At 64.8% G+C, this 22627-nt stretch carries 22 protein-coding genes and 1 pseudogene; 17 read left to right on the top strand and 6 right to left on the bottom strand.

Annotation, left to right across the window (positions count from 1 at the left end; all coding sequences use genetic code 11):
* Positions 1–70 precede the first annotated feature (70 nt).
* Entirely contained in the window at positions 71–832 is a 762-nt protein-coding gene (locus NG698_RS16300) for a FadR/GntR family transcriptional regulator (RefSeq protein WP_252611007.1), read from the top strand.
* 97 nt (positions 833–929) lie between these two features.
* Here NG698_RS16300 and NG698_RS16295 read toward each other — a convergent pair whose 3' ends face one another.
* Positions 930–2048 carry a type I restriction enzyme HsdR N-terminal domain-containing protein gene (locus NG698_RS16295; RefSeq protein ID WP_252568465.1) on the bottom strand — a complete coding sequence of 373 codons (1119 nt, stop codon included), beginning with the start codon at positions 2046–2048 and terminating at the stop codon, positions 930–932.
* Between the two features lie 309 nt (positions 2049–2357).
* On the opposite strand from NG698_RS16295, the gene NG698_RS16290 reads away from it, so the two are divergent.
* The 6 genes and pseudogenes from NG698_RS16290 to NG698_RS16265 all read left to right on the top strand — a co-directional run bounded on the left by NG698_RS16290 (position 2358) and on the right by NG698_RS16265 (position 6181).
* Positions 2358–2948 (top strand): TerD family protein, encoded by a 591-nt coding sequence (locus NG698_RS16290; RefSeq protein ID WP_252568464.1) that lies wholly within the window; start codon positions 2358–2360, stop codon positions 2946–2948.
* Between the two features lie 24 nt (positions 2949–2972).
* Positions 2973–3160, top strand: a pseudogene (locus tag NG698_RS16285) (TerD family protein).
* 38 nt (positions 3161–3198) lie between these two features.
* The gene (locus NG698_RS16280; RefSeq protein ID WP_252568463.1) at positions 3199–3780 is read left to right on the top strand and encodes a TerD family protein; all 582 of its coding nucleotides are present in this window, start codon (positions 3199–3201) and stop codon (positions 3778–3780) included.
* 121 nt (positions 3781–3901) lie between these two features.
* Entirely contained in the window at positions 3902–5095 is a 1194-nt protein-coding gene (locus NG698_RS16275; RefSeq protein ID WP_252600439.1) for a toxic anion resistance protein, read from the top strand.
* 31 nt (positions 5096–5126) lie between these two features.
* Positions 5127–5630, top strand: a complete 504-nt coding sequence (locus NG698_RS16270; RefSeq protein ID WP_252568461.1) for a hypothetical protein — start codon at positions 5127–5129, stop codon at positions 5628–5630.
* Positions 5630–6181, top strand: a complete 552-nt coding sequence (locus NG698_RS16265; RefSeq protein ID WP_252575924.1) for a TerD family protein — start codon at positions 5630–5632, stop codon at positions 6179–6181. The genes NG698_RS16270 and NG698_RS16265 overlap by 1 nt, the downstream gene beginning before the upstream one ends.
* Here the strand turns inward: NG698_RS16265 and NG698_RS16260 are convergent.
* Positions 6178–6468 carry a hypothetical protein gene (locus tag NG698_RS16260; protein WP_252568459.1) on the bottom strand — a complete coding sequence of 97 codons (291 nt, stop codon included), beginning with the start codon at positions 6466–6468 and terminating at the stop codon, positions 6178–6180. The genes NG698_RS16265 and NG698_RS16260 overlap by 4 nt on opposite strands.
* A 13-nt stretch (positions 6469–6481) precedes the next feature.
* Here NG698_RS16260 and NG698_RS16255 point away from each other — a divergent pair, with 13 nt between their 5' ends.
* From NG698_RS16255 to NG698_RS16230, 5 genes are all read left to right on the top strand, one after another.
* The gene (locus NG698_RS16255) at positions 6482–6937 is read left to right on the top strand and encodes a hypothetical protein (protein ID WP_252611005.1); all 456 of its coding nucleotides are present in this window, start codon (positions 6482–6484) and stop codon (positions 6935–6937) included.
* A gap of 9 nt (positions 6938–6946) precedes the next feature.
* Positions 6947–8197 (top strand): HpcH/HpaI aldolase/citrate lyase family protein, encoded by a 1251-nt coding sequence (locus NG698_RS16250; protein WP_252600442.1) that lies wholly within the window; start codon positions 6947–6949, stop codon positions 8195–8197.
* Positions 8194–10740, top strand: coding sequence for a phosphoribosyltransferase domain-containing protein (locus NG698_RS16245; protein ID WP_252611003.1), 2547 nt, complete (start codon positions 8194–8196; stop codon positions 10738–10740). The genes NG698_RS16250 and NG698_RS16245 overlap by 4 nt, the downstream gene beginning before the upstream one ends.
* A complete protein-coding gene (locus tag NG698_RS16240) occupies positions 10737–11546 on the top strand; it encodes an HAD family hydrolase (RefSeq protein WP_252568455.1) in 810 nt (269 codons plus the stop codon). The genes NG698_RS16245 and NG698_RS16240 overlap by 4 nt, the downstream gene beginning before the upstream one ends.
* A 224-nt stretch (positions 11547–11770) precedes the next feature.
* A complete protein-coding gene (locus tag NG698_RS16230; protein WP_252611001.1) occupies positions 11771–12556 on the top strand; it encodes a GOLPH3/VPS74 family protein in 786 nt (261 codons plus the stop codon).
* Positions 12557–12566: 10 nt separating this feature from the next.
* On the opposite strand, the gene NG698_RS16225 is transcribed toward NG698_RS16230, so the two are convergent.
* The 4 genes from NG698_RS16225 to NG698_RS16210 form a co-directional block, all read right to left on the bottom strand.
* A complete protein-coding gene (locus NG698_RS16225) occupies positions 12567–13478 on the bottom strand; it encodes an alpha/beta fold hydrolase (RefSeq protein WP_252600446.1) in 912 nt (303 codons plus the stop codon).
* 174 nt (positions 13479–13652) lie between these two features.
* The gene (locus tag NG698_RS16220; protein WP_252611000.1) at positions 13653–14645 is read right to left on the bottom strand and encodes a PDR/VanB family oxidoreductase; all 993 of its coding nucleotides are present in this window, start codon (positions 14643–14645) and stop codon (positions 13653–13655) included.
* Between the two features lie 55 nt (positions 14646–14700).
* The gene (locus NG698_RS16215; RefSeq protein WP_252610998.1) at positions 14701–15675 is read right to left on the bottom strand and encodes an NHL repeat-containing protein; all 975 of its coding nucleotides are present in this window, start codon (positions 15673–15675) and stop codon (positions 14701–14703) included.
* The gene (locus tag NG698_RS16210; RefSeq protein ID WP_252610996.1) at positions 15668–17002 is read right to left on the bottom strand and encodes a cytochrome P450; all 1335 of its coding nucleotides are present in this window, start codon (positions 17000–17002) and stop codon (positions 15668–15670) included. Before NG698_RS16210 ends, NG698_RS16215 begins: the two co-directional genes overlap by 8 nt.
* A 174-nt stretch (positions 17003–17176) precedes the next feature.
* Between NG698_RS16210 and NG698_RS16205 the strand changes: the two genes are divergently transcribed.
* The 5 genes from NG698_RS16205 (at position 17177) to NG698_RS16185 (ending at position 22399) form a co-directional block, all read left to right on the top strand.
* On the top strand, positions 17177–18199 hold the full coding sequence (locus NG698_RS16205; RefSeq protein WP_252610994.1) for a LacI family DNA-binding transcriptional regulator: 1023 nt from the start codon (positions 17177–17179) through the stop codon (positions 18197–18199).
* 246 nt (positions 18200–18445) lie between these two features.
* On the top strand, positions 18446–19468 hold the full coding sequence (locus NG698_RS16200) for a substrate-binding domain-containing protein (RefSeq protein WP_157768982.1): 1023 nt from the start codon (positions 18446–18448) through the stop codon (positions 19466–19468).
* Between the two features lie 117 nt (positions 19469–19585).
* The gene (locus NG698_RS16195) at positions 19586–20674 is read left to right on the top strand and encodes an ABC transporter permease (protein WP_058931137.1); all 1089 of its coding nucleotides are present in this window, start codon (positions 19586–19588) and stop codon (positions 20672–20674) included.
* On the top strand, positions 20671–21456 hold the full coding sequence (locus NG698_RS16190) for an ATP-binding cassette domain-containing protein (protein ID WP_252610992.1): 786 nt from the start codon (positions 20671–20673) through the stop codon (positions 21454–21456). Before NG698_RS16195 ends, NG698_RS16190 begins: the two co-directional genes overlap by 4 nt.
* 181 nt (positions 21457–21637) lie before the next feature.
* The gene (locus tag NG698_RS16185; RefSeq protein ID WP_252600458.1) at positions 21638–22399 is read left to right on the top strand and encodes a GntR family transcriptional regulator; all 762 of its coding nucleotides are present in this window, start codon (positions 21638–21640) and stop codon (positions 22397–22399) included.
* Positions 22400–22627 lie beyond the last annotated feature (228 nt).

Below are 22627 nucleotides of genomic sequence, written 5' to 3'. Positions count from 1 at the left end.
GGTGCGGCGGTTTTTCCCGCTTCAATGGCCCCTGCCATAGGCCTTTTTTTGGACCGATTAGGATAAGGGTATGGAAGAGGAACTGCTCGGAAGCCCCGCCCCGATTCTCCGCCCGGTCCGGCACGGCAACGCCTTCGAGGAGACCATCGAACGCTTGCTCCAGAACATCAAACTCGGTCTGTTCGGTGTAGGGACCAAGCTGCCAGCTGAGCGGGAACTTGCCGAGATGCTGGGCGTATCGCGCGCCACCTTGCGGGATGCCCTGGCCGAGCTGCAGAAGGCCGGATACGTTGAAGTTCAGCGCGGCCGCTATGGAGGAACGTACGTGTGCAGCCGGCCCCCTGCGGGTTCGGGGTCCTACCCGGAACTCGATCCGGCCGAGGTGGACGACGTCCTAACCTTTCGCGGCGTACTCGAGCCGGCGGCCGCATCCTTGGCGGCCAGGGCGACGTTATCACCTGCCCAGCGCGGTCACCTGTTAAGGGCTTTGGCCGAGGTGGCCAGTGCACCTGCGAATCTGTACCGGCCGAAGGACGCAAGATTCCATGTGGCGATCGCAGAAGTGGCAGGATCGCCAAGCCTTGCGCTCGCGGTGGCGGATGTCCGCTCAAAGGTAAGTGACCTGCTGGACCGGATACCTCTGATCCAACCCAACCTGGAACATTCCAACCGGCAGCACCAGGAAATCGTGGACGCCATACTCCGGGGCGACGATGAGGCAGCCTTCAAGGCGGCGCAAGATCACCTGCAGGGAACAGCGTCGCTGCTACACGGATTCCTCGGACATTCCCAGCCTGAGGTTTCCCCGCAATCGACTGCACCACAGCGTTGAGTTGACACGGCTTCCCCGCTGACCGCGACACCGCAGCGCTGGGGGAGTGGCACCCACCGCGAGCGGACGATGGCGAGAGATCCCGCCGTCGTCCGCTCTACCTGTTGCGAAGCTTAGGGTCAACTATCTCTGTCCGGATCACTGCCGCCAGCGTCTGGACCGTTGTGGTGATTCCGGTATTCCGCTTGATTTCCTTGCGGATGATGTCCAGCACCGAGTCGGACAGGATGACGTCCAGCAGCGCATCCGGCGATGTTGCCGCGCGGTGCTTCCACAGCTCATCGATCCGACGGCGCTTCAGCGCCTCCCGGTGGAGGAAGAACATTTTGTCCGCTTTTGCCTCCAGCGATTCAGGGCCGAGGAGGTCAACCTCGAAGGCGAGATTCAAAATCACGGGGAGCCCACCGGTCAGGTGGTAGGCCTGCCAAACCTGGCCGTTGGTGAGGATCATCCATTCCACACCCTCGTTGACCGCATACATTTGGACCTGGCGAAGGTGGCGCTCATTGAGTTTCTGGCTCACCCGCTTGACCTCTATGAAGGCAATCAGCTGCTTGTCAATTCTGACGCCGTAGTCCGCGAAATCCTGCCTGACCATGTATTCGGTGGTCAGGTCGCGGAATTTGTCATAGCCCAAACCCTCGCAGAGCATGTCCGTAATCAAAAGGCGGGTGTCGCCCTCATTGGCATCACGGGTGAGGAGATCGTGGAGTGGTTTGGTGAATCGCTGAACGGCGTCTTTAACCTGCTCATGGGCCTCGGACTCCCACTTCGGTCCCTTGGCAATTGGGGGAGCGGGTTTGATCTCCGCGATGACTGTGACGGCTTCGGCGGCGTGGCTGCTTCCGTGTTCCGTGTCCGGGGAAACGACCGCCACGAGGCTTAATTCCATCGCCGGCGGCGCTGGCGCGTCGGCTGAATTTTCGTCGGGTGGAACGACTTGGAGAGCGTGGGCCGCACGCACGGGCCGCGACAATTCGTCGGGGAGCTGGACATGTGGGTCCACAACACCAAAAGCCGCCTGTTTCAACAGCCACTGGATTGTCGGCAACCATGGCTGGACGGCCTCCCTGCTCACACCCGGGGCATCGACGGTCCTCGCCGCGGAGATGGCCTCCAGATCGGCGATGCGCGGAACAAGGTGACCCTGCCCAGCTGCCTCAGTCGCCCACTGAGACAGCACCTGCAGACGCGCCTGATACTTGATGTCTGTCATTTTCCCCCATTTGAATTCAATCCCTACTGGAAATTGACTTCGTGTGAATGCCTTCCGGCAAGAGCCGTCCTGCTTTTGAGATTCGCCAATTAGACGAGACCATACACGGCCGCCTTGTCCGGCTCCGCCCGCGCCACGGCTTCGCCATCACCTCGATTCCGGCTAGGATCGCTCTCGAACCCGCCTGATCGGCATGGTCCGCGTCCTCGCCCCCACTAACTTCACATGTACGCACGGAACTAGCGCACGGCCGGAGTCGTTGGGACCTGAGAACTCGAGTATTCAAACTAGCTGGAGGTTGAGAAAATTATGGGATTGAGCTTGCAGAAGGGCCAGTCGCTGTCGCTGACCAAAAAAGACGGCGGATCGCTCACTAAGACCAAGATGGGGCTGGGCTGGGACTCGGCGGCCCCGGTCAAGAAGGGCTTTTTCGGAAAGGCCAAGTCGGTGGAGGTCGACCTCGATGCGTCGGCCATTTTCTTCGACGCGGCTGGCAAGTCGCTGGATCAGGTCTGGTACAACCAGCTGCAGAGCAAAGACGGCTCCACGCGTCATACCGGGGACAACCTGACGGGCGACGGCGACGGCGATGACGAGACCATCCTGGTCAATTTGGAGCTCGTCTCCCCGGCAGTGGCACACATCGTCTTCGTTATCAGCAGCTACACCGGCCAGACCTTCGACCAGGTGCAGAATGCCTTCTGCCGGCTGGTGGACGACTCCACGCCAGGAAGCCCGGAAATTGCCAAGTACCAGCTGACCGACTCGGGGACCCATTCGGCCATGATCATGTCCAAAGTATCCCGTGACGGCGCGGGCTGGACCTTTAAGGCCATCGGGGAGCGGGCCCAGGGCCGCTCGGTCGCGGATCTGATCGCACCAGCTGCCGCCGTCCTCTAGTCGTTCGAGGCTCCCTTCTGCCGTGTGCTGAACCAGGACACGGATCAGGAAGTGGTCCGCTACGATTTGAGCGAGGACGCGGCACCTGAAACGTCGATGATTTGCGCCGAGATTTACCGCAACGTGCCGAATGGAAGTTCCGGGCGGTTGGCCAAGGCTATGCCACGGGCCTCCACGGCATCGCCACCGATTTCGGCATTTCGCTGGACTAGTTCGCAAGATCGATTCAACACGAAGGAATGGTACAAACATGGCAGGACTAACCCTTACCAAAGGCAGCAATCTGTCCCTGACGAAGAGCGCACCAGGCCTGACGAAGGCTGTGGTCGGGCTGGGCTGGGACCCGCGTACGACGACGGGAGAACCTTTCGACCTCGACGCCTCCGCCCTCCTGGTGGCGGCCGACGGCAAGGTCCGGTCCTCCGCGGACTTCATTTTCTACAACCAGCCCGCTGCCGCGGACGGCTCCGTCAGCCACCTGGGGGATAACCGGTCCGGCGAAGGCGCCGGCGACGACGAACAGATTCTGATCGATCTCTCCCTGGTTGCTGCCGACGTCGAGCGTGTTGTCATCGTGGTCTCCATCGACCAGGGTGAAACGCGCGGCCAGAACTTCGGCCAGGTGCGCAGCGCCTACTGCCGGGTGGTCAACCAGATCGATGAGAAGGAAATCGTCCGCTACGACCTGAGCGAGGACGCGGCGCCCGAAACGTCGATGATTTTCGCCGAGGTCTACCGCAACAACGGGGACTGGAAGTTCAAGGCCGTCGGACAGGGATACGCCACCGGACTCGCCGGCATCGCCAAGGACTTCGGCGTCGACCTTAGCTGATTAGTGTCCCGGACTGATTAGAGTCCGGACTGACTACTTCGGCTCCGCATCGTTTCCACCTGAGGTGGTGTCCCGGCCAATCGAAACCGGGACACCATCGACCTCTTGAAAAGGCAGCATCATGAATTCTCCGTTGACTCCCCCCGACGCCGCAGAGGCTTCATTGGTGCTTCAGGCTCCGGACGCCCCTGCCATAGTTCAGCCCGAAGACGCTCCCGGCATGGTGCCGGTCCCCGACGAACGACGGGCCGAGATCAATAGGCAGGCCAGGGAGTTCGTGGCCGGTCTGGCCCAACTGGACGCGCGCAGCCCGGAGTTCTCCGCGCAGGTCGATGGCATCAATAAGATCGGCAGCGCCGAGATCACAGCGTCCAGCAACTCCTCCAGCAGGCTGCTGGAGCGTTCCTCGACGTCCATGGCCGGCGCCAAGAAGTCCGGGAACAGCGCTCAGGTGGCGGTCGCCAACACCCTGGGTGAGCTGCGGAGCACGGTGGAGGAGCTCACTCCCAACCAGGCCAACATGAGCGTTGGCAAGAAGATCCTGGGCTTCATCCCCGGCGGCAACAAGCTGGCCAAGTACTTCCAGAAGTACGAGTCGGCGCAGACCCAGCTGAACCAGATCATCAAGGCCCTGATGACGGGCCAGGACGAGCTGCTCAAGGACAATGCCAGCCTGGCCAACGAAAAAGTCCAGCTCTGGGAAACGATGCAGGCGTTGAGCGAATATGCCGTCTTCGCCAAGGCACTGGATGCCGCCTGCATGGAGAAGATCGACTCCACCCGCGCCGCCGGGCAGATTACCGAGGCGCAAAAGATGGAGGCGGACGTCCTGTTCCCCGTGCGTCAGCGCCACCAGGACATCCTGACCCAGCTCGCCGTCTCGGTGCAGGGGTACCTGGCGATGGACCTGATCCGCAAGAACAACGTTGAACTGATCAAGGGTGTGGAGCGGGCGCGGACCACCACCATCTCGGCCCTGCGCACGGCGGTGATCGTGGCCCAGGCCCTGGCCAACCAGAAGATGGTCCTGGACCAGATCGACGCCGTCAATACCACCACCAACAACATGATCTTGAGCACCAGCGAAATGCTCAAGGACCAGACTTCCCGAATCCACCAGCAGGCGTCCAGCTCCGGGGTCAGCGTGGAGACGCTGCAGAAGGCCTTCGACAATGTGTTCGCCACGATGGATGCCATCGACACCTTCCGGTCGGAGGCGGCCAAGAACATGGAGAGCACCGTCGGGGCCCTCGAAGCCAGCGTGCTGAAGGCCAAGCCGTACCTGGAACGCGCGCGGCAGGGCAAGACAGACTAAGTGACGGCGGAAAGCAGCAGGCGGTAACGCAGTGATTGGTAAGTTCATCGGCTCCCTGTTCGGCGGCGCCCCCGTGCCGGGCATCACCGAACAGGCTCCCGAGCCAACGGCCGACGCCGAGATGGCGCAGACCGCCGGATCCCTGGACAACCTGCGCAGCGCCATCCGGCGGGCCGGCGCTGAGCTGCCGACGTCGGTGTCCTCGCAGTTGCGCCAAATCGACGATGTGCTGCGCCCGCTGGTGAGCCATATGGTCGAGCAGGGGGCTTCGATGGAGCAGCAGGTGCTGTTGAATTCCATCGTCTGCAGCTACATCCCGGATCCCCTGCGCACTTATCTGGCGCTCCCGGACAGTGCCAGGACTGAGGAATCCGGGCCGACGCGGCTGCTGGCGGAACAGTTCGCCACGCTCGAGGAAATAGCTCGTGACCTGGCCAACCAGGTGCGGATCGGTGCCATTGCCGAGCTGTCCACCCACGGCCGGTTCCTCGAGGATAAGTTCGCGCCGTCCAGCCTTCGTCTGGAAGGCCGCTGATGGGCAATCTTGTGGCCGGGGCCAACGCCGCGCTGACGGCCGAGAACCCGGGACTGAGCAAGATCCTGGTCGGCTTGGGCTGGCAGTCCATTCCCAGCCGGGGGCCCCAGTCCGAGCTGGTTCCGCTGGCGATCATGTGCGACGCCGGCGGCCGTGCCGTCTCGAACGATCACCTGGTGTTTTTCAACCAGATCGCCAGCCCGGAGGGCTCGGTGGCCTTCGCCGGCACCGAGGACCAGGAGCAGATCGACGTCGACCTGTCCCTGGTGCCGGCCGGCGTCGCCAAGATTACGTTCATTGTCTACGTGGACCCCGATCTCCGCGGGCCCGGCACCTTCTCCGCCATCCGCAACCAGTACATCCGGGTGGCTACCGCACAGAATCAGGAGCTCGTGCGCTTCGATATTCCCCAGTCCCCGCAGGACAACATCACCGCCATGATGTTCGGCGAACTGTACCGCCACCGCGAAGACTGGAAGTTCCGGGCCCTGGGCCAGGGCTACACGACTGGCCTGCGCGGCGTGGCAGCCGACTTCCGGTTCGATGTCTAGGCGATGGCACTGAACAGGTCCAGCACCCGCACGGACATCACGTACCTCAGCCGCCGGGTCAAGCCGGCCGCCCGCGCTGAAACATCCGCCCCGGCGACAGCGCCGCCGTCGTCTCCGGTGTCCCCTGCGGCCGTGACGTCGCTGTCCCTAAGCCGATCGTCCGCGCCCACATCACCAGCACCAGCCACGTCAGCGGCGACCCCATGGGCCGGAGCCCGGCCGGCAGCCGAGACCCGGCCCACCAGGCTCTTTCCGGCTCCCGGGATCGGCGAGACGAGGCTGCTCAACGCCCAGACACCGATGATCCGCCTCGACCGGCGCCAGTCGGCGATTGGCAGCCTGCTGGTGACGGGGGCAACCTCGGCGGCATGGGAAAGCCCAGAACGCGTGACCGGGGCAATGACCGTGGACGGCGCCGTCTCCGGCACTTCCATCAAGTGCTCGGGAAACCGCCCGCTTGTGGGCTACATGGACGGGACCGCCGTCGTGGCACTTCGGCATATCCGCGAGCTGCGCCGGTCGCTTTTTATCGGACAGCCTTCGGCCCCGCTGACCGTGGAGATCTTCGACGGCGGCACCGTGACGCTGCCCGCGGCCAGCGGGGAGCTCAGATACATCCTGTCCCTGACCGCGATCGATGGAGTCATCGAGCTGCGCGCCGAACCGGTGCCGGCCCGCGCCGACGCCGCCGAGCTCTGGCAGGAATTCGGCTTTTCCATGACCACCAACGCTGCCGCCCGTCGGCAGGGACACTGACGGGACGGCATGCGCCATTTCAGTTTTCTTAGCGACGAGAATGCCTCGCGCCTTTTCCACATCGCTCCGCAGGAGCTGAGCCTGGGCTCGGCGCCAGCGGTGCTGGCCGTGGCCTTGGGCGCCACGCTCTACACTCCGGCGGACCGCCCGAACCTGGCTCAGGATATCCGCAAACAGGCTGCCCGCGGCTGCCTGAGCATGGTGATCTGCCTCGAGGATTCCATCGCCGATGATGCGGTGGACTCTGCAGAGACCAACGTCGTGAACACGCTGACCCGGCTGCATGCCGGTTCCGCCGGGCCGCGCCGCGGGAGCGGCATCGGCAGCGACGACGACAGGAGTGGCGACAGCGGCAGCGACGCTGTCGGCGCCTTCCACTCCGACGAGGGGCCGTTGCTGTTTCTCCGGGTCCGCACGCCGGAACAGATGCTGAGCCTGGCCAGCCGCTGCGGTAAGGCACTGGACCTGCTGGTGGGCTTTGTCATTCCGAAGTTCGAGAATGAGACCGGCCAGGCCCAGCGGTTCCTGGATGCCCTGCATACCATCAACGCTTCACGCGGGGGCGGCCGCAGGCTGCGGATCATGCCCATCATGGAATCTCCGCTCGTGATCCACGGCGAGACCCGGGCCAGGACTTTGTCCGGTATCTGCGACGTGCTGCAAGCCAACAAGGAGGATGTCCTGGCCGTCCGCGTGGGCGCCACGGACATGTCCAGTGCTTTCGGCCTGCGCCGCTCCCGGGACCTGACCATTTATGACGTCAAGGTGGTGGCCTCCGTGATCGGGGACATCGTGAATATGCTGGGCCGGCCGGACAACGGATTCGTGATCTCCGGCCCGGTCTGGGAGCACTACAGCAACAGCGAGCGCGTGCTGCGTCCCCTGCTGCGGCGCACTCCCTTCGCCGACGCAAATGAGATGCCCCTCCGCGATCGGATTCTGACGGCCAACCTCGATGGGCTGATCCGCGAAATCGAACTGGACCTGGCCAACGGGCTGCTGGGCAAGACGGTCATTCACCCCACCCATGTCCCGCTGGTCCATGCCATGTGCGTCGTCAGCCACGAGGAATACGTGGACGCGCTGGAGATCGCCGGCAAGAACGGCGGCGGCGCCTCGGCCTCGCCGTACGGCAACAAGATGAATGAGATGAAGCCCCATCAGGCCTGGGCCGGCCAGACGCTGCTGCGTGCCGCAGCCTTCGGCGTTGCCGCGGAGAACATCACTTACGTTGACCTTCTGGAAGCGAGCATGAATTGAGCCAGGACATCTGGACCGGCGGTTTTGTGCGGGACGCCCTCGGCGTCGGCATCACGACGGACCACTCCGCGAGCCTGCTGCCGGTCGAGGACCTGGTGGGACTGGCACTGCGCCGCAACCCCAAGCGGGCCCACCTCCTGGTGTCCCGGGTGCTCGGCAAACACGTCCCCTCTGAACCCGGGCTGGTCATAGCCGCCGGTGAGCTGCTGGGAGTGCTCGTCGGCGAGGCTCTGTCCGCCACCCCGGAATCCGTATCCGTCACTCCGACCATTGCGGCCGGGCTCGCCGCGCTCCTGCGCGGGGAAACGCACGACGGCGGCCGGCGAGCCGCGTTGCAGAGCCTCCGTCTGCAGCTCGCCGGGTTGAAGACCCGCAACCAGCAGATCATCACCATCGGCTACGCGGAGACCGCCACCGGACTGGGACGGCTTGTTGCTGACACGATCGGCTCGTACTACATCCATTCCTCCCGGCACGCCCCGGCGGGCGCCGCCGCCTACGGGTCCTTCGAGGAATCACATTCGCACGCCACCTCACACCGGCTGCTGCCCACGGATCCGCGGCGCCTGAACGCCCCGGAACCGGTGGTGCTGGTGGACGACGAACTCAGCACCGGGGCCACGATCATCAACACCATCACCGAACTCCACGCCCTGGCTCCCCATCCCAGCTACACGGTGGCTGCGCTCGTGGACCTGCGGACAGCGGGGGACCGGGCCCGGTTCGACGAACTGGCGGAACGGCTCGGAACCCGCATCCGGGTAGTGGCCCTGGGCACTGGGCAGATCACCCTGGGCGCGGACATTCTCCAGCGCGCCGAGGAGGTGGTGGCGGCACTGCCGCAGGCGCCGGCAACCCCCGATTCGGCACCCGGAACGGTGACCTTCCTCAAGCCCGCGGCAGACGGCGCAGCTGTCCGCAGCGACCGGTTCGGCAACGGCGGCGCCCCCGCGGCGGCCACCCTGGCCGGCATCGCGGAATCGATCCACCGGATGCTTCCGCAGGCGGCTGCCGCGGAGTCCGTTCTGGTCCTGGGCAGCGAGGAGTTCATCCACGTGCCCCTGGCCGTGGCCGATGCACTGGACCGGCTGAATCCGGACCGCGGCGTCCGGTTCTCCACCACCACCCGCTCGCCCATCGTCGCCCTGGACCGCCCGGACTACGCCATCACCGGCACGGTGCGGTTCACCAGCCATGACGTCACCGTGGACGGCCCCGGTGTGCGCTTCGCCCACAATGTTTCCCCCGCCGGCCGCAGATTCGGCACGATCGTCCTGATGCCCGAACCTGGAACCCCCGCGGAGGTTCTCTCGGGTCCCGGCAGCGTGACGGAGGGGCTCAGCGCCGTCTGCAGCGTCGTCGTCGTCCTCCTGCCCGCCTCACCCATCCTCCCGGCGCCGCTGGCCGGACCGGCGTTCGGTTCCTACGCGCCCGAGGAAGTCACCTGGCTGCTCAAGGACATCGGTGATGCCGCGCTGGAAGCGCCCGCGGCCGATCGTGAAGCCGCGATGCAATCGGGCAGGGCGAGCTATGCAGAGTCCCTGCCGATCGAATATTCGCCCTCGCAGCAGTACCAGCAGCTGTACCGGGACGCCTTGAAAGGCTCCGCCGCGCGCGTCGCGCAGGCCGTGGGCACCGTGACCGAGATGGCGCTGGCCGCGCGCCGGAACCGGCCTGTGTTGGTTTCCCTGGCCAGGGCCGGCACACCGGTCGGCATCCTGATGCGCCGCTGGGCCCAGCAGATCCACGGCATCGACCTTCCCCACTACACGATGAGCATCGTGCGCGGCGTCGGGCCGGACCAGACGGCCCTGCGATACCTGGCCGCCCACCATGACCCGGAGCAGATCCTCTTTGTGGACGGCTGGACCGGAAAGGGCGCGATCACCCGCGAGCTCTCGGCCGGCCTCGACCGCTTCGCCGAAACCGACGGTGTTGCCTTCCCCAAGGACCTCGCCGTGCTCGCCGATCCCGGGCACTGCGCCGCCATGTACGGCACGCGCGAGGACTACCTCATACCCTCCGCCTGCCTGAACTCGACGGTGTCCGGGCTCGTGTCCCGCACGGTCTTCAACACGGAGTTCATCGGCCCCGACGACTTCCACGGGGCCAAGTTTTACCACCAGCTGCGCGGTGACGACGTCTCGCGGGAGTTCTTGGCCGCCGTCTCTGGCCATTTCCCAACCGTCGAACCGTTCGCCCGGGCAGAAGCCGGGGCGCTGCTGGCCGCGGACCGGACGCCCACCTGGGCCGGCAGGCTCGCCGTGGAAAGCCTCGGCCGGGAACACGGGATCGACGACCTGAACCTCATCAAACCCGGAGTCGGCGAGACAACACGCGTGCTGCTGCGCAGGGTGCCGTGGAAGATCCTGGTGCGTCCTGATGCCGCGCCCGAGATAGCCCACATCCTGCTGCTGGCTCAGCAGCGCGATGTACCGGTGCTGGAGGTGCCGCACCTGCCCTTCAGCTGCGTGGGGCTCATCGATCCGACGTTCAGCGGGGTATCCGGCGCCGATGGAGTCACTGCGGCGGCCGCCCTGTGAATTCCGTCCTGCTGGCCTCGGACCTTGACCGGACCCTCATCTACTCCGCGAAGGCCTTCTTTCTGGACGTCCCCGACCACCTGGCACCGGACATGGTGGTTGCGGAGCTCCACGAGGGGGTGCCGATCTCGTTTATGACCCGCACCGCCGAGCGGCTGCTGCTCGAACTGACCCGGACAACCATCTTCGTCCCAGTGACCACCCGGACCGAGGCCCAGTACCGGCGGGTCCGGCTGCCCGGTGCCGTGCCTGAATACGCGGTCACCACCAACGGCGGTGTCCTGCTCAAGAACGGCGAGCCGGACATCGAGTGGCAGACCACAGTCGGGCAACGGGTCTCGGAGGGCTCGGCGCCGCTGGCCGTCATCGAGGAATTTTTGTCCCGGGAGGCCTACCGGTCCTGGATTCTCCGGCTGCGCCAGGCCGAAGAGCTCTTCCTCTACGCCATCGTGGACCGGGAGCTCATGCCCGCGGAATTCGTGCGGGAGCTGGACGCATGGTGTGCCTCGCTCGGCTGGACGGTGTCCGTCCAGGGCCGCAAGCTCTACTGTGTGCCGCACGCGGTGACGAAGAACAGCGCCGTCGCAGAAGTCGCCCGGCGGACTGGGGCCTCCCGGGTGATCGCCGCCGGGGATTCGCTGCTGGACGGGCCGATGCTGGCCGAAGCTGACGTCGCCTTCCGTCCCTCCCACGGAGAACTCGCCGACGTCGACTTCCGCAGGGATCACCTGCGCGTCACCGATGCCCGCGGCATCCTGGCAGGCGAAGAAATCTCCCGACGCATACATGCGCTGGTCCAGCGCTGAGCACACGTCTACAGGCGGCCACCTGCCCAGCCTTGGCCTGACCAGGAACTCGGCCGTGATGTACGGGCCCAAGGGCCTGCGCTTCAATGCAGTGGACCCCGGCCCCACCATCACCAACATCAACGGGGCCATCCTTGCGTCCGACGGCAGGAGGTCCCGCCGTCGTCCGCTCGCCTTTGTAAATCCTCATTGTGGTGGGCGCCCAACAGGGCCACCATGTTCGTATGGACGCTGAAACACCGAAGGCGGCGGAGCTGAACCTTCCCCAGGCCTTCCTCCTTCTGGCAACGAACGACTTGAACGGCAAACCTGAAGTGCCGGTGTTCGCACTCAGGACCACTGTGGCAGGGGCAATATTGGCCGAGCTGGACCTGATCGGTGCGATCGAGCTGCAGGGGAAGCGCATCAGGGCCACCGGCGACGCCCCGGCAACGGACTTCCAGCGCGAGCTGGAAGTCATCCGTGGCAAATCCCGGCCCCACACTCCCAAGGGGTGGGTAGGCATGCTGGAGGGCCGCGCCGTAGTGCAGCGTGTCTACGAGGGCATGGCGTCACTGGGCATCGTAGAACATGTCGGCGAAAAGCACCTGGGCCGGTTCCGGGCCGTGCGGTACCCGGAGAAGGATCACGCTCCGGAGTCGGCGCTCCTGGAAAAGATCCAGGCCGCACTCAGCGGTGCGCCGTCCCATCTCGAGGCGCCGGATACCACGGCGACCGATGCCGGCTCTGATGCGGGGACCAGTGATGCGGGGACGGCTGACGCAGGGACGCCCGATTCCACGAAGCCTGGTGCCGGGGCCCCTGCTGCCAAGCCTGATTCCAAGGCGCCCGATGCGAGGACCATAGTGCTGATCGCCCTGCTTCAGGCGGCCGGAATGCTCGGCAAGCTCTTCCCGGCGGCAGATCTGACCCGGGCAACTGAGCTGTCGAAGGACTATTGGCCGTCCCGCGCGGTGGAGGACGAACTTCGTATGATCAGGCTGGCGGAGCAAGAAGCCGCAAACCTGTGATTCAACGCCTTCACAGTGACCACAGGCCCTCGAGCAGTTGCTGCACGTGCTCCGGCTGCTCGACGTTGGCGAAGTGGCCGCAGCGCGGGATCGTCACAGTCCTGACGTTCGGAATTGTGGCGGCCAGCCGGTCCAGGTCGGAAGGAAACGTGAACACATCAGTGTCCCCGCGGGTCGCCAGCACGGGGCAGCGGATGCCGCGCCACTGGTCAAAGTCGTAGTGCGCCACTGCCCGGGCAGCCGCGGAGAAGCTGGCCGGACGGGCGCCACGGCCGAGCCCGCGGATCACCCCCTCGGACATGCCTGCGGGATCGGCGAACAGCGGTGCCGTCAACGGTCCCATCACGGGGGTTGCGCCGACTGCACGGACCAGGGCCGGCCCTGCCGGACCCAGGGCCGCCAGTGAGCGCATGAGCAGCCTCATGCCGACAAACGCCGGGAATCGGGACAGACTGAGCAGCGGCTTGCGGGCGGCCTCGGACACGCCGAATGTCGTGGCCGAAATGGCGGCGACGCTCGCGGTCCGTTCCGGCCATGCCGCGGCAATATGCAACGCCAGGAAGCCTCCCATGGAGTGGCCCACGAGGTGCCATTGCGGGTAGCCGAGCAAGGCCAGCACCTCAGTGACGGCGCGTGCCATCGCCTCGATGCCGAAGTGTTCCAGCCTGGCTCCCTTGGTGGATTCGCCCCAGCCCGGCAGATCAATCAGGACACGATCGCGGGGCGAAGCGTCGGAAAGCAGCGGCTCAAAAGTGGTCCAGGATCCCGCGGCGCCGTGAAGATACACCTCCGCTGTGCCGGACGCCGGGGACCCGCCTCCGGTGCCCTGCTGGACACGCACCGTGCACGAGCCCAGCCCGGTTGGAACTATGTGCCGCCGCAGCGTGGCCTCCCGCGTCGCGGATACCTGCCGAACGCTCATGCCCGCCTTCCTCTGGTGATCTCTAACGCTGTTGATCTCTACAAAGGATTCGGAGCCGTGGCGTTACTGGACCGGACCGGACGTGCAGAGCACAGCTGCCTGGTGAGGCACTAAACGGAAACGGACGACGGCGGGAGGTCCCGTCGTCGTCCGCGTAACTGGGCGGCAGGAAGGCTAGAGGTCCAGCACCAGAACGGGGCACGTGGCGCGGGAGACGCAGACCATCATGCAGCTGTTCTCGGCTTTTTCTTCGTGGGTGAGGACGGAGTCGCGGTGGTCGATCCTTCCCTCGATGACCGTGGTTTCGCAGGTGCCGCAGGTCCCTTCGCCGCAGGAGGAAAGGATGCGCGTGCCGGCTTCTTCGAGAACACGCAGGACGGATTTATCCGCCGGGACGGTCAGCCGTACGCCGCTCGTTGCCAGTTCGATTTCGAACGCCACATCGTGCGCGGTGTCCACCTTCTTTGCCGTGAACCGTTCCAGGTGCAGGGACCCGGAGGGCCATTTCTCGGCACAGATTGCCTCGACGGCGGCCAGGAGCGGTTCCGGACCGCAGGTGTAGACGGCTGTGTGGCTGTCCGGGGAGCCCAGGGCCGTGGGCAGATCGATGATCCCCTTCTGGTCCTGGGGCCACAAGGTGGTTCGGGTGCCGTGGGCGGTTAGCTCATCCCTGAAGGCCATGGAGGAAAGTGTCCGGCCTCCGTAGACGAGTGTCCAGGGCTTCCCCTGCTGCTGTACTTCACGGACCATCGCGGCAATGGGCGTGATTCCGATACCACCGGCGACGAACAGGTAGCTGGGGGCATCGACCAGCCGGAAGTGGTTCCGCGGACCGCGGACAGTCACCGAATCGCCGGCAGCCAGCGATTCGTGAACGAACTGCGAGCCGCCGCGGCTGTTGGGCGCATTGAGGACACCAACGACGTAGCTGCTCCGATCTGCCGGATCGCCGCAGAGGGAGTACTGCCGCGTCAGGCCGTTGGAAAGAACCAGGTCGATATGGGCGCCGGGTCGCCACGGCGGAAGGTCTTCGCCGTCCTGGTGCTGGAGGGTGAGGAGTACGACGTCGTCGGCTGCGTGTGTCTTCGACGCGACGCGGGCAACGAAATGGGCCTCTTCGAGGGTGAGGTCCGAAATCGGCCCGGAGATGGTCTCTGTTGTGCTCATGGTCCTGCTCTCAATCTGAAAGTCGTCGCGTGGGATGGGTGCGGGGAAGTGTGTTCTAGTACTGCGTGAGTGACAGGCGGCTGAGCCGCCCGCCGATGAACCACTCGGTGACGTAGAGCCAGTGATCGTCGGCAGCGATGCCGTGGGGGCTGTTAAAGAACCCCGGGTCCACAACCGGTCCGTCCAGGCCCTCGGGGGTGCGGCGGTTGGGCCAGGCGTCGTCCTCGTTCGACCGGGGCCGGGTCTGTTCAAGGACGCGGGTGAATGCATCGCCGTCGAACCTCGCGACTCCGCCGAAGAGTTCGGTAATGTAGATCCGGTTCTCCACGAGAACGAGCGAGGACGGGCTGTCCAGGACTCCTTCGCCCAGGAGCCGCGACTGCATTCCGTTCGGGTCCATGACTACGATTCGGCGGTTGGTGCGGTCCGCCACGTAGATTTCGAGGCGCCCATGGTGGGTCCGCAGCATTATCCCGTGCGGGCAGGCGAAGGCGGTGCCCGTTTCAGCGCCGTCCCGCGTTCCGAGGTAGTGGCCCGAGGCGTCGAAACGGTGCACCAGGCTGGCGCCGTACCCGTCGGCTACCCAGATGTCACCGCTGCCGGAGTATCGGGAGTCGTCGACGGCGATCGACGTCGGGCGCCATGACTCCAGTGCATAGTCCAGCAGTGGCGGGCATTCCAGTTCCAGGAGGACGCTTCCGTCCCTGTTCAGGATCACTGCGCGCCCGGGCGAGAAGTGATCGACGTAGGCCGACGCATCGGCGGGATCCTCGACGAAGCGGTGCCCGGGATCGGCCACCGCGATGACTTCTACGCCGTCACGGTCGCAGGTGAAAATGCTGTGCATTTCGGTCAGGGACGTTCGTATGGTTTCGGAGCGACCTGAAGGGTCGATGACCAACAGGTCGCAGCCTTCCGGGTGGGCGCAGAGAATCCTGCCGTCGCTGAGCACGGCGACACCGGAGTGCATCCAGCCGCGTGACTGTGGCAGCAGGCCGGAGAGGTTCTCCCAGCCGTTGACCTCAGTCAACGAACTTCACCGGAAGCTTTGCGAAGCCGCGGACCATTTGCTTGGCCCAGCGCTCCGGCAACCCGACGACGCGGATCTCAGGGCCTTCGAGGAGAGTCTCCACGAGGACGCGTCCGGCCAGCCGGGCCAGGGGTGCGCCCAGGCAGGCGTGGATACCGTCGCCGAAGGTCATGATGCGGTTCTCCGGCGTCAGCTCGCGGCTGATATCAAAGAAGTCCGGGTTCTGGAAGACCCTTTCGTCCCGGTTGGCGGAGCCCAGCAGGAACATCACCCGGGAGTCCGCCGGTATGGTCACGCCGGCGATGGTGATCTCGGCGGTGGTCTGCCGGCAGAGGTTCTGGCCGGGGGTGTCAAAGCGGAGTGTCTCCTCCACAAAGGCCGGAATGGCGGCAGGGTCCTTCGCAAGGCAGCGCTGGAAGGCCGGGAACTTGTCGAGGGTGGCCACGAGGTTGGTGAGGAGGGCGGCGGGGGCGTCGATGGCTGCCGACAGAATCAGATGGGCGAGGCCCACCTGTTCATCCGGCTCCACCTTCCCGGCGTGCATGCCGAGGATGATCTGGGTGATGGCATCCGCCCCTGTGGCGGTGCCACCGGCTTCGACCTCTTCGCTCCGCTTCCCAAACACGTCCGCGAGGTGCTCTTCGGCTTCCTGATTGGAGACCGCGGCGTCGTCCGGCACTCCGAACTCGCCCACCGTCCGCACCATGGAGCGCAGGAGATGTTCCTGCAGCATTCCGCTGTCCTCGACGGCCATGCCAATCATTTTCGTGGCCGCACCGATAGCCAACGGAAGCGCCACCTCAGTGGCAAAATCACCGCCGCCGTTCTCGCGGAGTTCCGCGATCAGGTGGCGGGCCAGTTCCCTGATGCCGTCTTCCTTGGACAGTATCTCGCGTCCGACAAAGACGCGACGGACGGCTGATCGCAGCGAGGTGTGCCGGGGAGCGTCGACCATGATCAGGTTGCCTGCCCCGTAGGACGCATGAGTACCGTCCATGTCATTGCCCAGGGCGCTGGAGAGCTGCCCGTGGTTTCGCAGGCCTGCCTGGACATCGGCATAACGCGAGACGACGTACAGGTCGCGGCGCTCGTTGTAGTAGACCGGCGCCTTGTCCCGCAGGATTTTGTACAGCTCATAGGGATGGTCATACGCGGCGTAGGAGAGCGGATCGTAGAAGACGCCGGGATCTGTCTCCAGAGCGGGATTCGGGCCAATCCCGGGCGCCGCGACAGGGTCCGGCCTGAGTGCTTCTTCGCCGGCGAGTGCGGCGCCGCTGAAAGGGCATTGCTGGATGTCGGTGGTGTTCGGATCAGTGGCTAACGACATTGGTAGGCCCTGCTTTCGTGGGGTTTGCCTGGATGAGGGAACGAGACCTCAGCCGTGTGAGGAAGGGGATCTGAGCGCGATTTCCTCAAGACTAGCACGTGCCAGTTTTTCGTCAAGGGATGTCCTGACAAACTCGGCGGAGGGCCATCAACCCTGCGCGTATAGGATGTCCAAGTGATCTCTAAACGGCCGACCATGATGGACGTCGCCACTCGCGTCGGCGTTTCACGGCAGCTTGTGGGGCTCGCCTTCCGCAATGAGGCGGGCGTCAGTTCCTCGACGCGGGAACGCATCTTTGAGGCGGCTTCCGAGCTTGGATACAGCCCGGACATAGCGGCGCGGTCACTTCGCCGGCGGAGCAGCAACTACATCGGCGTGCTTTTCAATCCCGCCCACTCATCCGCGGACGACATTGTGGAAGCCCTCTATGCGGCGGCCCACGAGCGTGGCTACAACCTGATTCTCGGTGCCTTGACGGCGACGCGGGACGAGCGGGATGCCATCACGGAACTGCTCGGGTTCCGCACTGAGTCCGTCATCCTGATTTCGCCGGAAACGCCTGTAAACGAGCTGCGGAAACTGGCAAAGAGGCTGCCGGTGGTCAGCATCGGCAGACCTCTGCCGCAGGGTGTCTGCAGTGCTGTCCGGTCAGACGGGCAACGGGGGATCGCGGCGGCCGTGGACCATTTGGTGGAACTCGGGCACCGGGATATTGCCTACGTGCTGACGCGGTCACTTCCTGAATTCGCTGCCCGCCACCAGGGATACGTGACGGCCATGGACAGGCACGGACTGCCCTCGCGGGTCCGGGAGATCGGCGGGGACTTCACCGAGGAATCCGGTGCCGGTGCCGCCGAGTCGTTTCTCGCGGAGCCTGTCATGCCCACCGCGGTGGTCTGCTCCAACGACCATGCTGCCATGGGCCTCATCAATAGGCTTCTGCGTGCCGGCTTGCGGGTGCCCGAGGATGTTTCGGTCACGGGCTACGACGACAGCCGCATCGCCAGGCTGTCGTTCGTTGACCTGACGAGCGTCCGCCAGGATCCCGCGGAAATGAGCACGGCGGCCGTCGAGGCCGCCGTTCAAATGATGTCAGACCAGGATTCAACGCCCCAGGAACGCATGATCGTTCCCACGCTGGTCATCCGGGGAAGTACGGGCCAGCCCCGGTCAGAGGCGCAGCTGCACCCCAGGTAGGCCGGCGCTGCCGCCGACGTCCCGGCGCAACGTTTCCCGCGGAAGTTGCATGCCCGCATCCGCAATCCACGCCGTGTGCCCCGCGTCACAAAACTGGCACGAGACAGGACTTTTTCAAAAAGCCTTGCACGTGCCAGGGATTAGGCGTAAGAATGTCCTGACAATAAGTCGAAGATCGGCCGCTCCCACCGGACACCAGTTCCGGATGGAGGCAGGCTTCGGCACCTATGAGAGGGACACGACGAAGTGAAACCTATTTCTACGTTCAAGCGAGGACTCGGCGTAATTGCCATGGCGGGCGTGGCAACGCTGGCGCTGGCAGGCTGCACCGCAACGTCCAATGCATCATCAACCACCGGCCTGGCCGACAAGTTCGGCAGCCGCGCCGAAAACCGCAGTGTGTACTTCCTGACCTACTACAACCCTGCCGGCGACGCATTCTGGGCCCAGATCCTCAAGGGAGCGGAAGACGCCTCCACCCTCGGCGGCCTGCAGCTGACGCACCAGACCGCCGACGCCGATCCGGACAAGATGGTGGACCTCGTGGCAACAGCCACGGCGTCCAAACCCGCCGTCATCGTGATGCCGTTCAACGAAGGCGAGAAGTGGGTCAAGGTGGCGTGTGACGCCTCCAAGGCAGGCATCAAGGTTGTTGCCTACAACGTGCCGGCACCCGAGAGTGCCGCCGACTGCGTCAGCGGTTTCGTCGGCCAGGACTTCTTCGAGGTGGGCACGCTCGTTGGCGAGCGTCTGGCTGCGGAGGCCAAGCTGGGCGCCGGCGACAAGGTCCTCTTCCCGGCGGAAGAGCCCGAGCAGAACTACGCCATCCAGCGGGGCGGCGGCGTGCAGAAAGCGCTCGACAAGGTGGGTGCGAAGGGCGAGTACCTCCGGACCTCCGCTTCCGATGAGGAAGCTCTGAACTCCCTCACCTCATGGCTCATCGCCAACAAGGACGTCAAGGCAGTGGCGCCTCTGGGAGGCACCCCGCACCGCAACATCCTGGCTGCCATGGAGGCAGCCGGCGTGAAGGTTCCTATCGTCGGCTTTGACACCTCCCCGCAGGTCATCGACGGCATCAAGGCCGGGGACATCATCGCCACGGCTGACCAGCAGGGCTTCGTCCAGGGATTCCAGTCGCTGATGCAGAGCGCCCTTGCCATCGACTTCGGCCTGGCGCCGGCGAACATCAACTCCGGCGGCGTCTCCCTCATCGACAAGACAAACGTGGAAAACCTCGAAGCGCCGGACCTCCAGGGCGTCCGCTGGTAACCGCGTCATAGGGGGATGGGGCGGCGGCCACGTCCCCGCCCCATCCCCCTTCCGGGCCCCAGCGCCCACCTCTTCCATTCCGCGGCATCGACGCCGCTGCCATCGAAAGATCAGGTCATGTCACCACAAGACACAGGCACCGACCAACACGTCCTCACGGCGCCGTTGGAAACAGGGGCCATCACCAAAGTCCGCCGTCTTGCCGATAACCAACCCGTTACAACGGCCGAGAAATTCAAGGACTACATCCGCTACACCCGTGGCCGCGGAGCCCTCGAAATCGGCGCGATCCTGGCGGTCGTCATCATCGGCTTCGTCATCGCCAGCATCGCCAGCCCCGCCTTCCCCTTCCTTTCGGCCAACAACCTCTCGGGCGTTATCTCCCAGAGCATTCCCGTATTGGCCATCCTTGCCATCGGAGTCGGGATACTGATGATCGCCGGAGAATTCGACCTCTCCCTGGGCGCGAGTATCGGGTTCTCTTCCATCACGTTCATTCACGTCTCCAACTCGTTCGGCTGGGGCTGGGGGGTCCTGGCCGCAATCGCCGCGGCCACCGGTATTGCCCTGATCAACGGACTGATCGTGGTAATCACCGGCATCCCATCCTTCATCGCCACTCTGGGCATGGCGTTCTTCTGGACCGGCGCCAGCATCTTCATCAACGGCACGGCGCCGGCGCTGCTGCGCAAGGGCAAAGACGAAGCACTCGTCACCCTCTTCGCCGGCGATTTCGGCTTCTTCCGCTCGCAGCTGGTCTGGATGATCGTGGTGGGAGTAGTGGCGTGGTTCTTCCTGCACCGCCACAAGCTCGGCAACCACATCTTCGCCGTCGGCGGCAACGCATCGGCCGCCAGGGCGATCTCCATCAATCCGCTCAAGGTCAAGCTCCTCTCCTATGCCCTGTTCGGGGCGATGGTAGGCCTGGCCAGCATCCTGATCTCGGTCCGGACCTCCTCCATGCAGCCCGGTTCCACGGAGGACTACACCCTGATGGCGATAGCCGCTGCCGTGGTGGGCGGAACCTCTCTCCTCGGAGGACGGGGAACCATCATCGGCATGATCGTCGGCGCAGCCCTGATCCGCATCATCGAAAACGGCCTGATCCTGGGCAAGGCGCCCGGCTTCTACATCCAGCTCTTCGTCGGCCTGATCATCGTGGTCGCCGCCATCTTCAACAAGCTCATGGAAGGCAAAGCATCATGACCATCAACGAGGACTACCTGCTCCGGGTTGAGGGCATTACCAAGAAGTACGGCGTCAACACCGTCCTGGACGACGTGTCCTTCGACATCGGAAAAGGCGAGGTTGTGGGCCTCCTCGGCGACAACGGTGCCGGTAAGTCGACCCTGGTCAAGATCATGTCAGGCGTGGTCGCCGCCACCGCAGGCGACTTCTCCTGGGACGGCACCAAGCACCCGCACGTGAACAGGGCCCTGACCGAGAGCCTGGGCATCGAAACGATCTTCCAGGACTCGGCACTGGTCCCGCAGATGTCCATTAGCCGCAACATCTTTATGGGCCGTGAGATCACGAACCGCCTTGGTCTGATGAAGATCAAGGAGATGGATGCCATCACCTCCGAAATCCTGGACTCCGTGGTGACCATTGAAGGCATCAAGAGCTCCAAGCAGCTTGTCTCGTCGCTGTCCGGAGGTCAGGCGCAAGCGGTAGCCATTGCCCGGGCCGTCCACTTCAAGCGCAGCCTGCTGATCCTTGACGAGCCTACGTCCGCGCTCGCGGTGCGCGCCACGGAAGCATTGCTGGACTACCTGCGGGCGCTGAAGGCCGACGGAATCAGCTCCGTGCTGGTCACCCACAACCTCCACCACGCCTTCGAAGTGTGCGATCGGCACATCGTCATGAACCACGGGCGCAAAATCCTCGACGTTCGCCGCGAGGACACGAGCGTCGAAGAACTGACAGCCGCCGTCGTCGAAGGTGAACTCGGCATCCGCCGATACCGTGAGAACGCCACCGCGGCCTGACCCGACAAGCCGGTGATCACGGGACCCGGCACCCGCCTCGGAAGAAGTTCCCCGGCGACGGCCCTGCCCCTGGGGCGGCAGGGCCGTCGAGTCGAGCAGACGTCACGGTTTCTCCCCGCCAACGGACGTCGGCCGGCTTCCTGCCCCCGACCCGTTCGCAACGCCATTCCGGAGGACCACAATGCTGCAGGATCACATCGTCTTGCCCGAGGACCTTTTCGTGGATGTCGACCGCGCAGGTCCCGTTCCCCTCTACTTCCAGGTCTCGTCCTGCATTGAGCAAGCAATTCTCACCGGCCACCTGCCCGCCGGTGCACGCCTGGAGAACGAGATGGTTCTGGGGCGACGGCTGGGCCTTTCACGGCCAACCATCCGCCACGCGATCCAGGAGCTCGTCGACAAAGGACTCCTGGTGAAAAGCCGGGGAATCGGCACCCAGGTTGTCCACGGCCAGCTCACCCGGGATGTGGCACTGTCCAGCCTCTTTGAAGACCTGTCCAGGATTGGCAAGCGCCCGGGTTCAAGAGTCCTGACGCACGAGCTCGTAACAGCCCCTCCGCACGTTGCCGAAGCCCTCGACACAGGACCTGGCGCCAAGGTCTTGCACCTGCGCAGGATCCGTCTCGCAGACGGCGTTCCGTTCGCCATACTTGAGAACTACCTGCCGGAAAGGTTCGCCGCCTTGTCGCACGGACAGTTGGAGCAAGGCAGCCTCTACCGGCTGATGCAAGCCCGCGGCGCAACCATGCGGGTGGCCAAGCAGAACATCGGCGCCCGGACAGCCGAGCCAGACGAGGAGCGGCTCCTCGAAATGCCTCCCGGAGCTCCCGTCCTTACCGTCAACCGCCGGGTCTATGACAGTCTCGGGAAGGCTGTCGACATCGGCCGCCATTGCTACCGTCCGGACCTGTACTCCTTCGACATCACGCTGGTCGACAAGTAGGCGGCCGGCCGGCTCTGCAGGTCAACGGCACCAACGCAAGCGGACGACGGCGGGAAGTCCCGCCGTCGTCCGCTTCTTGCCGGTAGCGGGTACTGCCTAGAGTGCGCCCTGTTGGGAATTTCCGCGGGGATCGGCACCAGGCGGACGACCTCCACGGGTTCCGCCAGGAGTCCCTCGAGCGAAGCGTTGAGCCGCTTCCTTGTTGCTGAGATGGGACAAAGGTGTCGC

This window comes from Pseudarthrobacter raffinosi, from assembly GCF_023913735.1.
Lineage (GTDB): Bacteria > Actinomycetota > Actinomycetes > Actinomycetales > Micrococcaceae > Arthrobacter > Arthrobacter raffinosi.
This window is presented reverse-complemented; position numbering and strand designations above follow the sequence as displayed.

Bases quoted from the DNA above. Each gene is read 5' to 3' on its own strand.
- NG698_RS16225 (WP_252600446.1), bottom strand. From the start codon at position 13,478: ATGAGCGTTCGGCAGGTATCCGCGACGCGGGAGGCCACGCTGCGGCGG.
- NG698_RS16295 (WP_252568465.1), bottom strand. From the start codon at position 2,048: ATGACAGACATCAAGTATCAGGCGCGTCTGCAGGTGCTGTCTCAGTGG.
- NG698_RS16300 (WP_252611007.1), top strand. From the start codon at position 71: ATGGAAGAGGAACTGCTCGGAAGCCCCGCCCCGATTCTCCGCCCGGTC.
- NG698_RS16190 (WP_252610992.1), top strand. From the start codon at position 20,671: ATGACCATCAACGAGGACTACCTGCTCCGGGTTGAGGGCATTACCAAG.
- NG698_RS16255 (WP_252611005.1), top strand. From the start codon at position 6,482: ATGATCCGCCTCGACCGGCGCCAGTCGGCGATTGGCAGCCTGCTGGTG.
- NG698_RS16230 (WP_252611001.1), top strand. From the start codon at position 11,771: ATGGACGCTGAAACACCGAAGGCGGCGGAGCTGAACCTTCCCCAGGCC.
- NG698_RS16210 (WP_252610996.1), bottom strand. From the start codon at position 17,002: ATGTCGTTAGCCACTGATCCGAACACCACCGACATCCAGCAATGCCCT.
- NG698_RS16280 (WP_252568463.1), top strand. From the start codon at position 3,199: ATGGCAGGACTAACCCTTACCAAAGGCAGCAATCTGTCCCTGACGAAG.
- NG698_RS16220 (WP_252611000.1), bottom strand. From the start codon at position 14,645: ATGAGCACAACAGAGACCATCTCCGGGCCGATTTCGGACCTCACCCTC.
- NG698_RS16275 (WP_252600439.1), top strand. From the start codon at position 3,902: ATGAATTCTCCGTTGACTCCCCCCGACGCCGCAGAGGCTTCATTGGTG.
- NG698_RS16290 (WP_252568464.1), top strand. From the start codon at position 2,358: ATGGGATTGAGCTTGCAGAAGGGCCAGTCGCTGTCGCTGACCAAAAAA.
- NG698_RS16250 (WP_252600442.1), top strand. From the start codon at position 6,947: ATGCGCCATTTCAGTTTTCTTAGCGACGAGAATGCCTCGCGCCTTTTC.
- NG698_RS16195 (WP_058931137.1), top strand. From the start codon at position 19,586: ATGTCACCACAAGACACAGGCACCGACCAACACGTCCTCACGGCGCCG.
- NG698_RS16185 (WP_252600458.1), top strand. From the start codon at position 21,638: ATGCTGCAGGATCACATCGTCTTGCCCGAGGACCTTTTCGTGGATGTC.
- NG698_RS16265 (WP_252575924.1), top strand. From the start codon at position 5,630: ATGGGCAATCTTGTGGCCGGGGCCAACGCCGCGCTGACGGCCGAGAAC.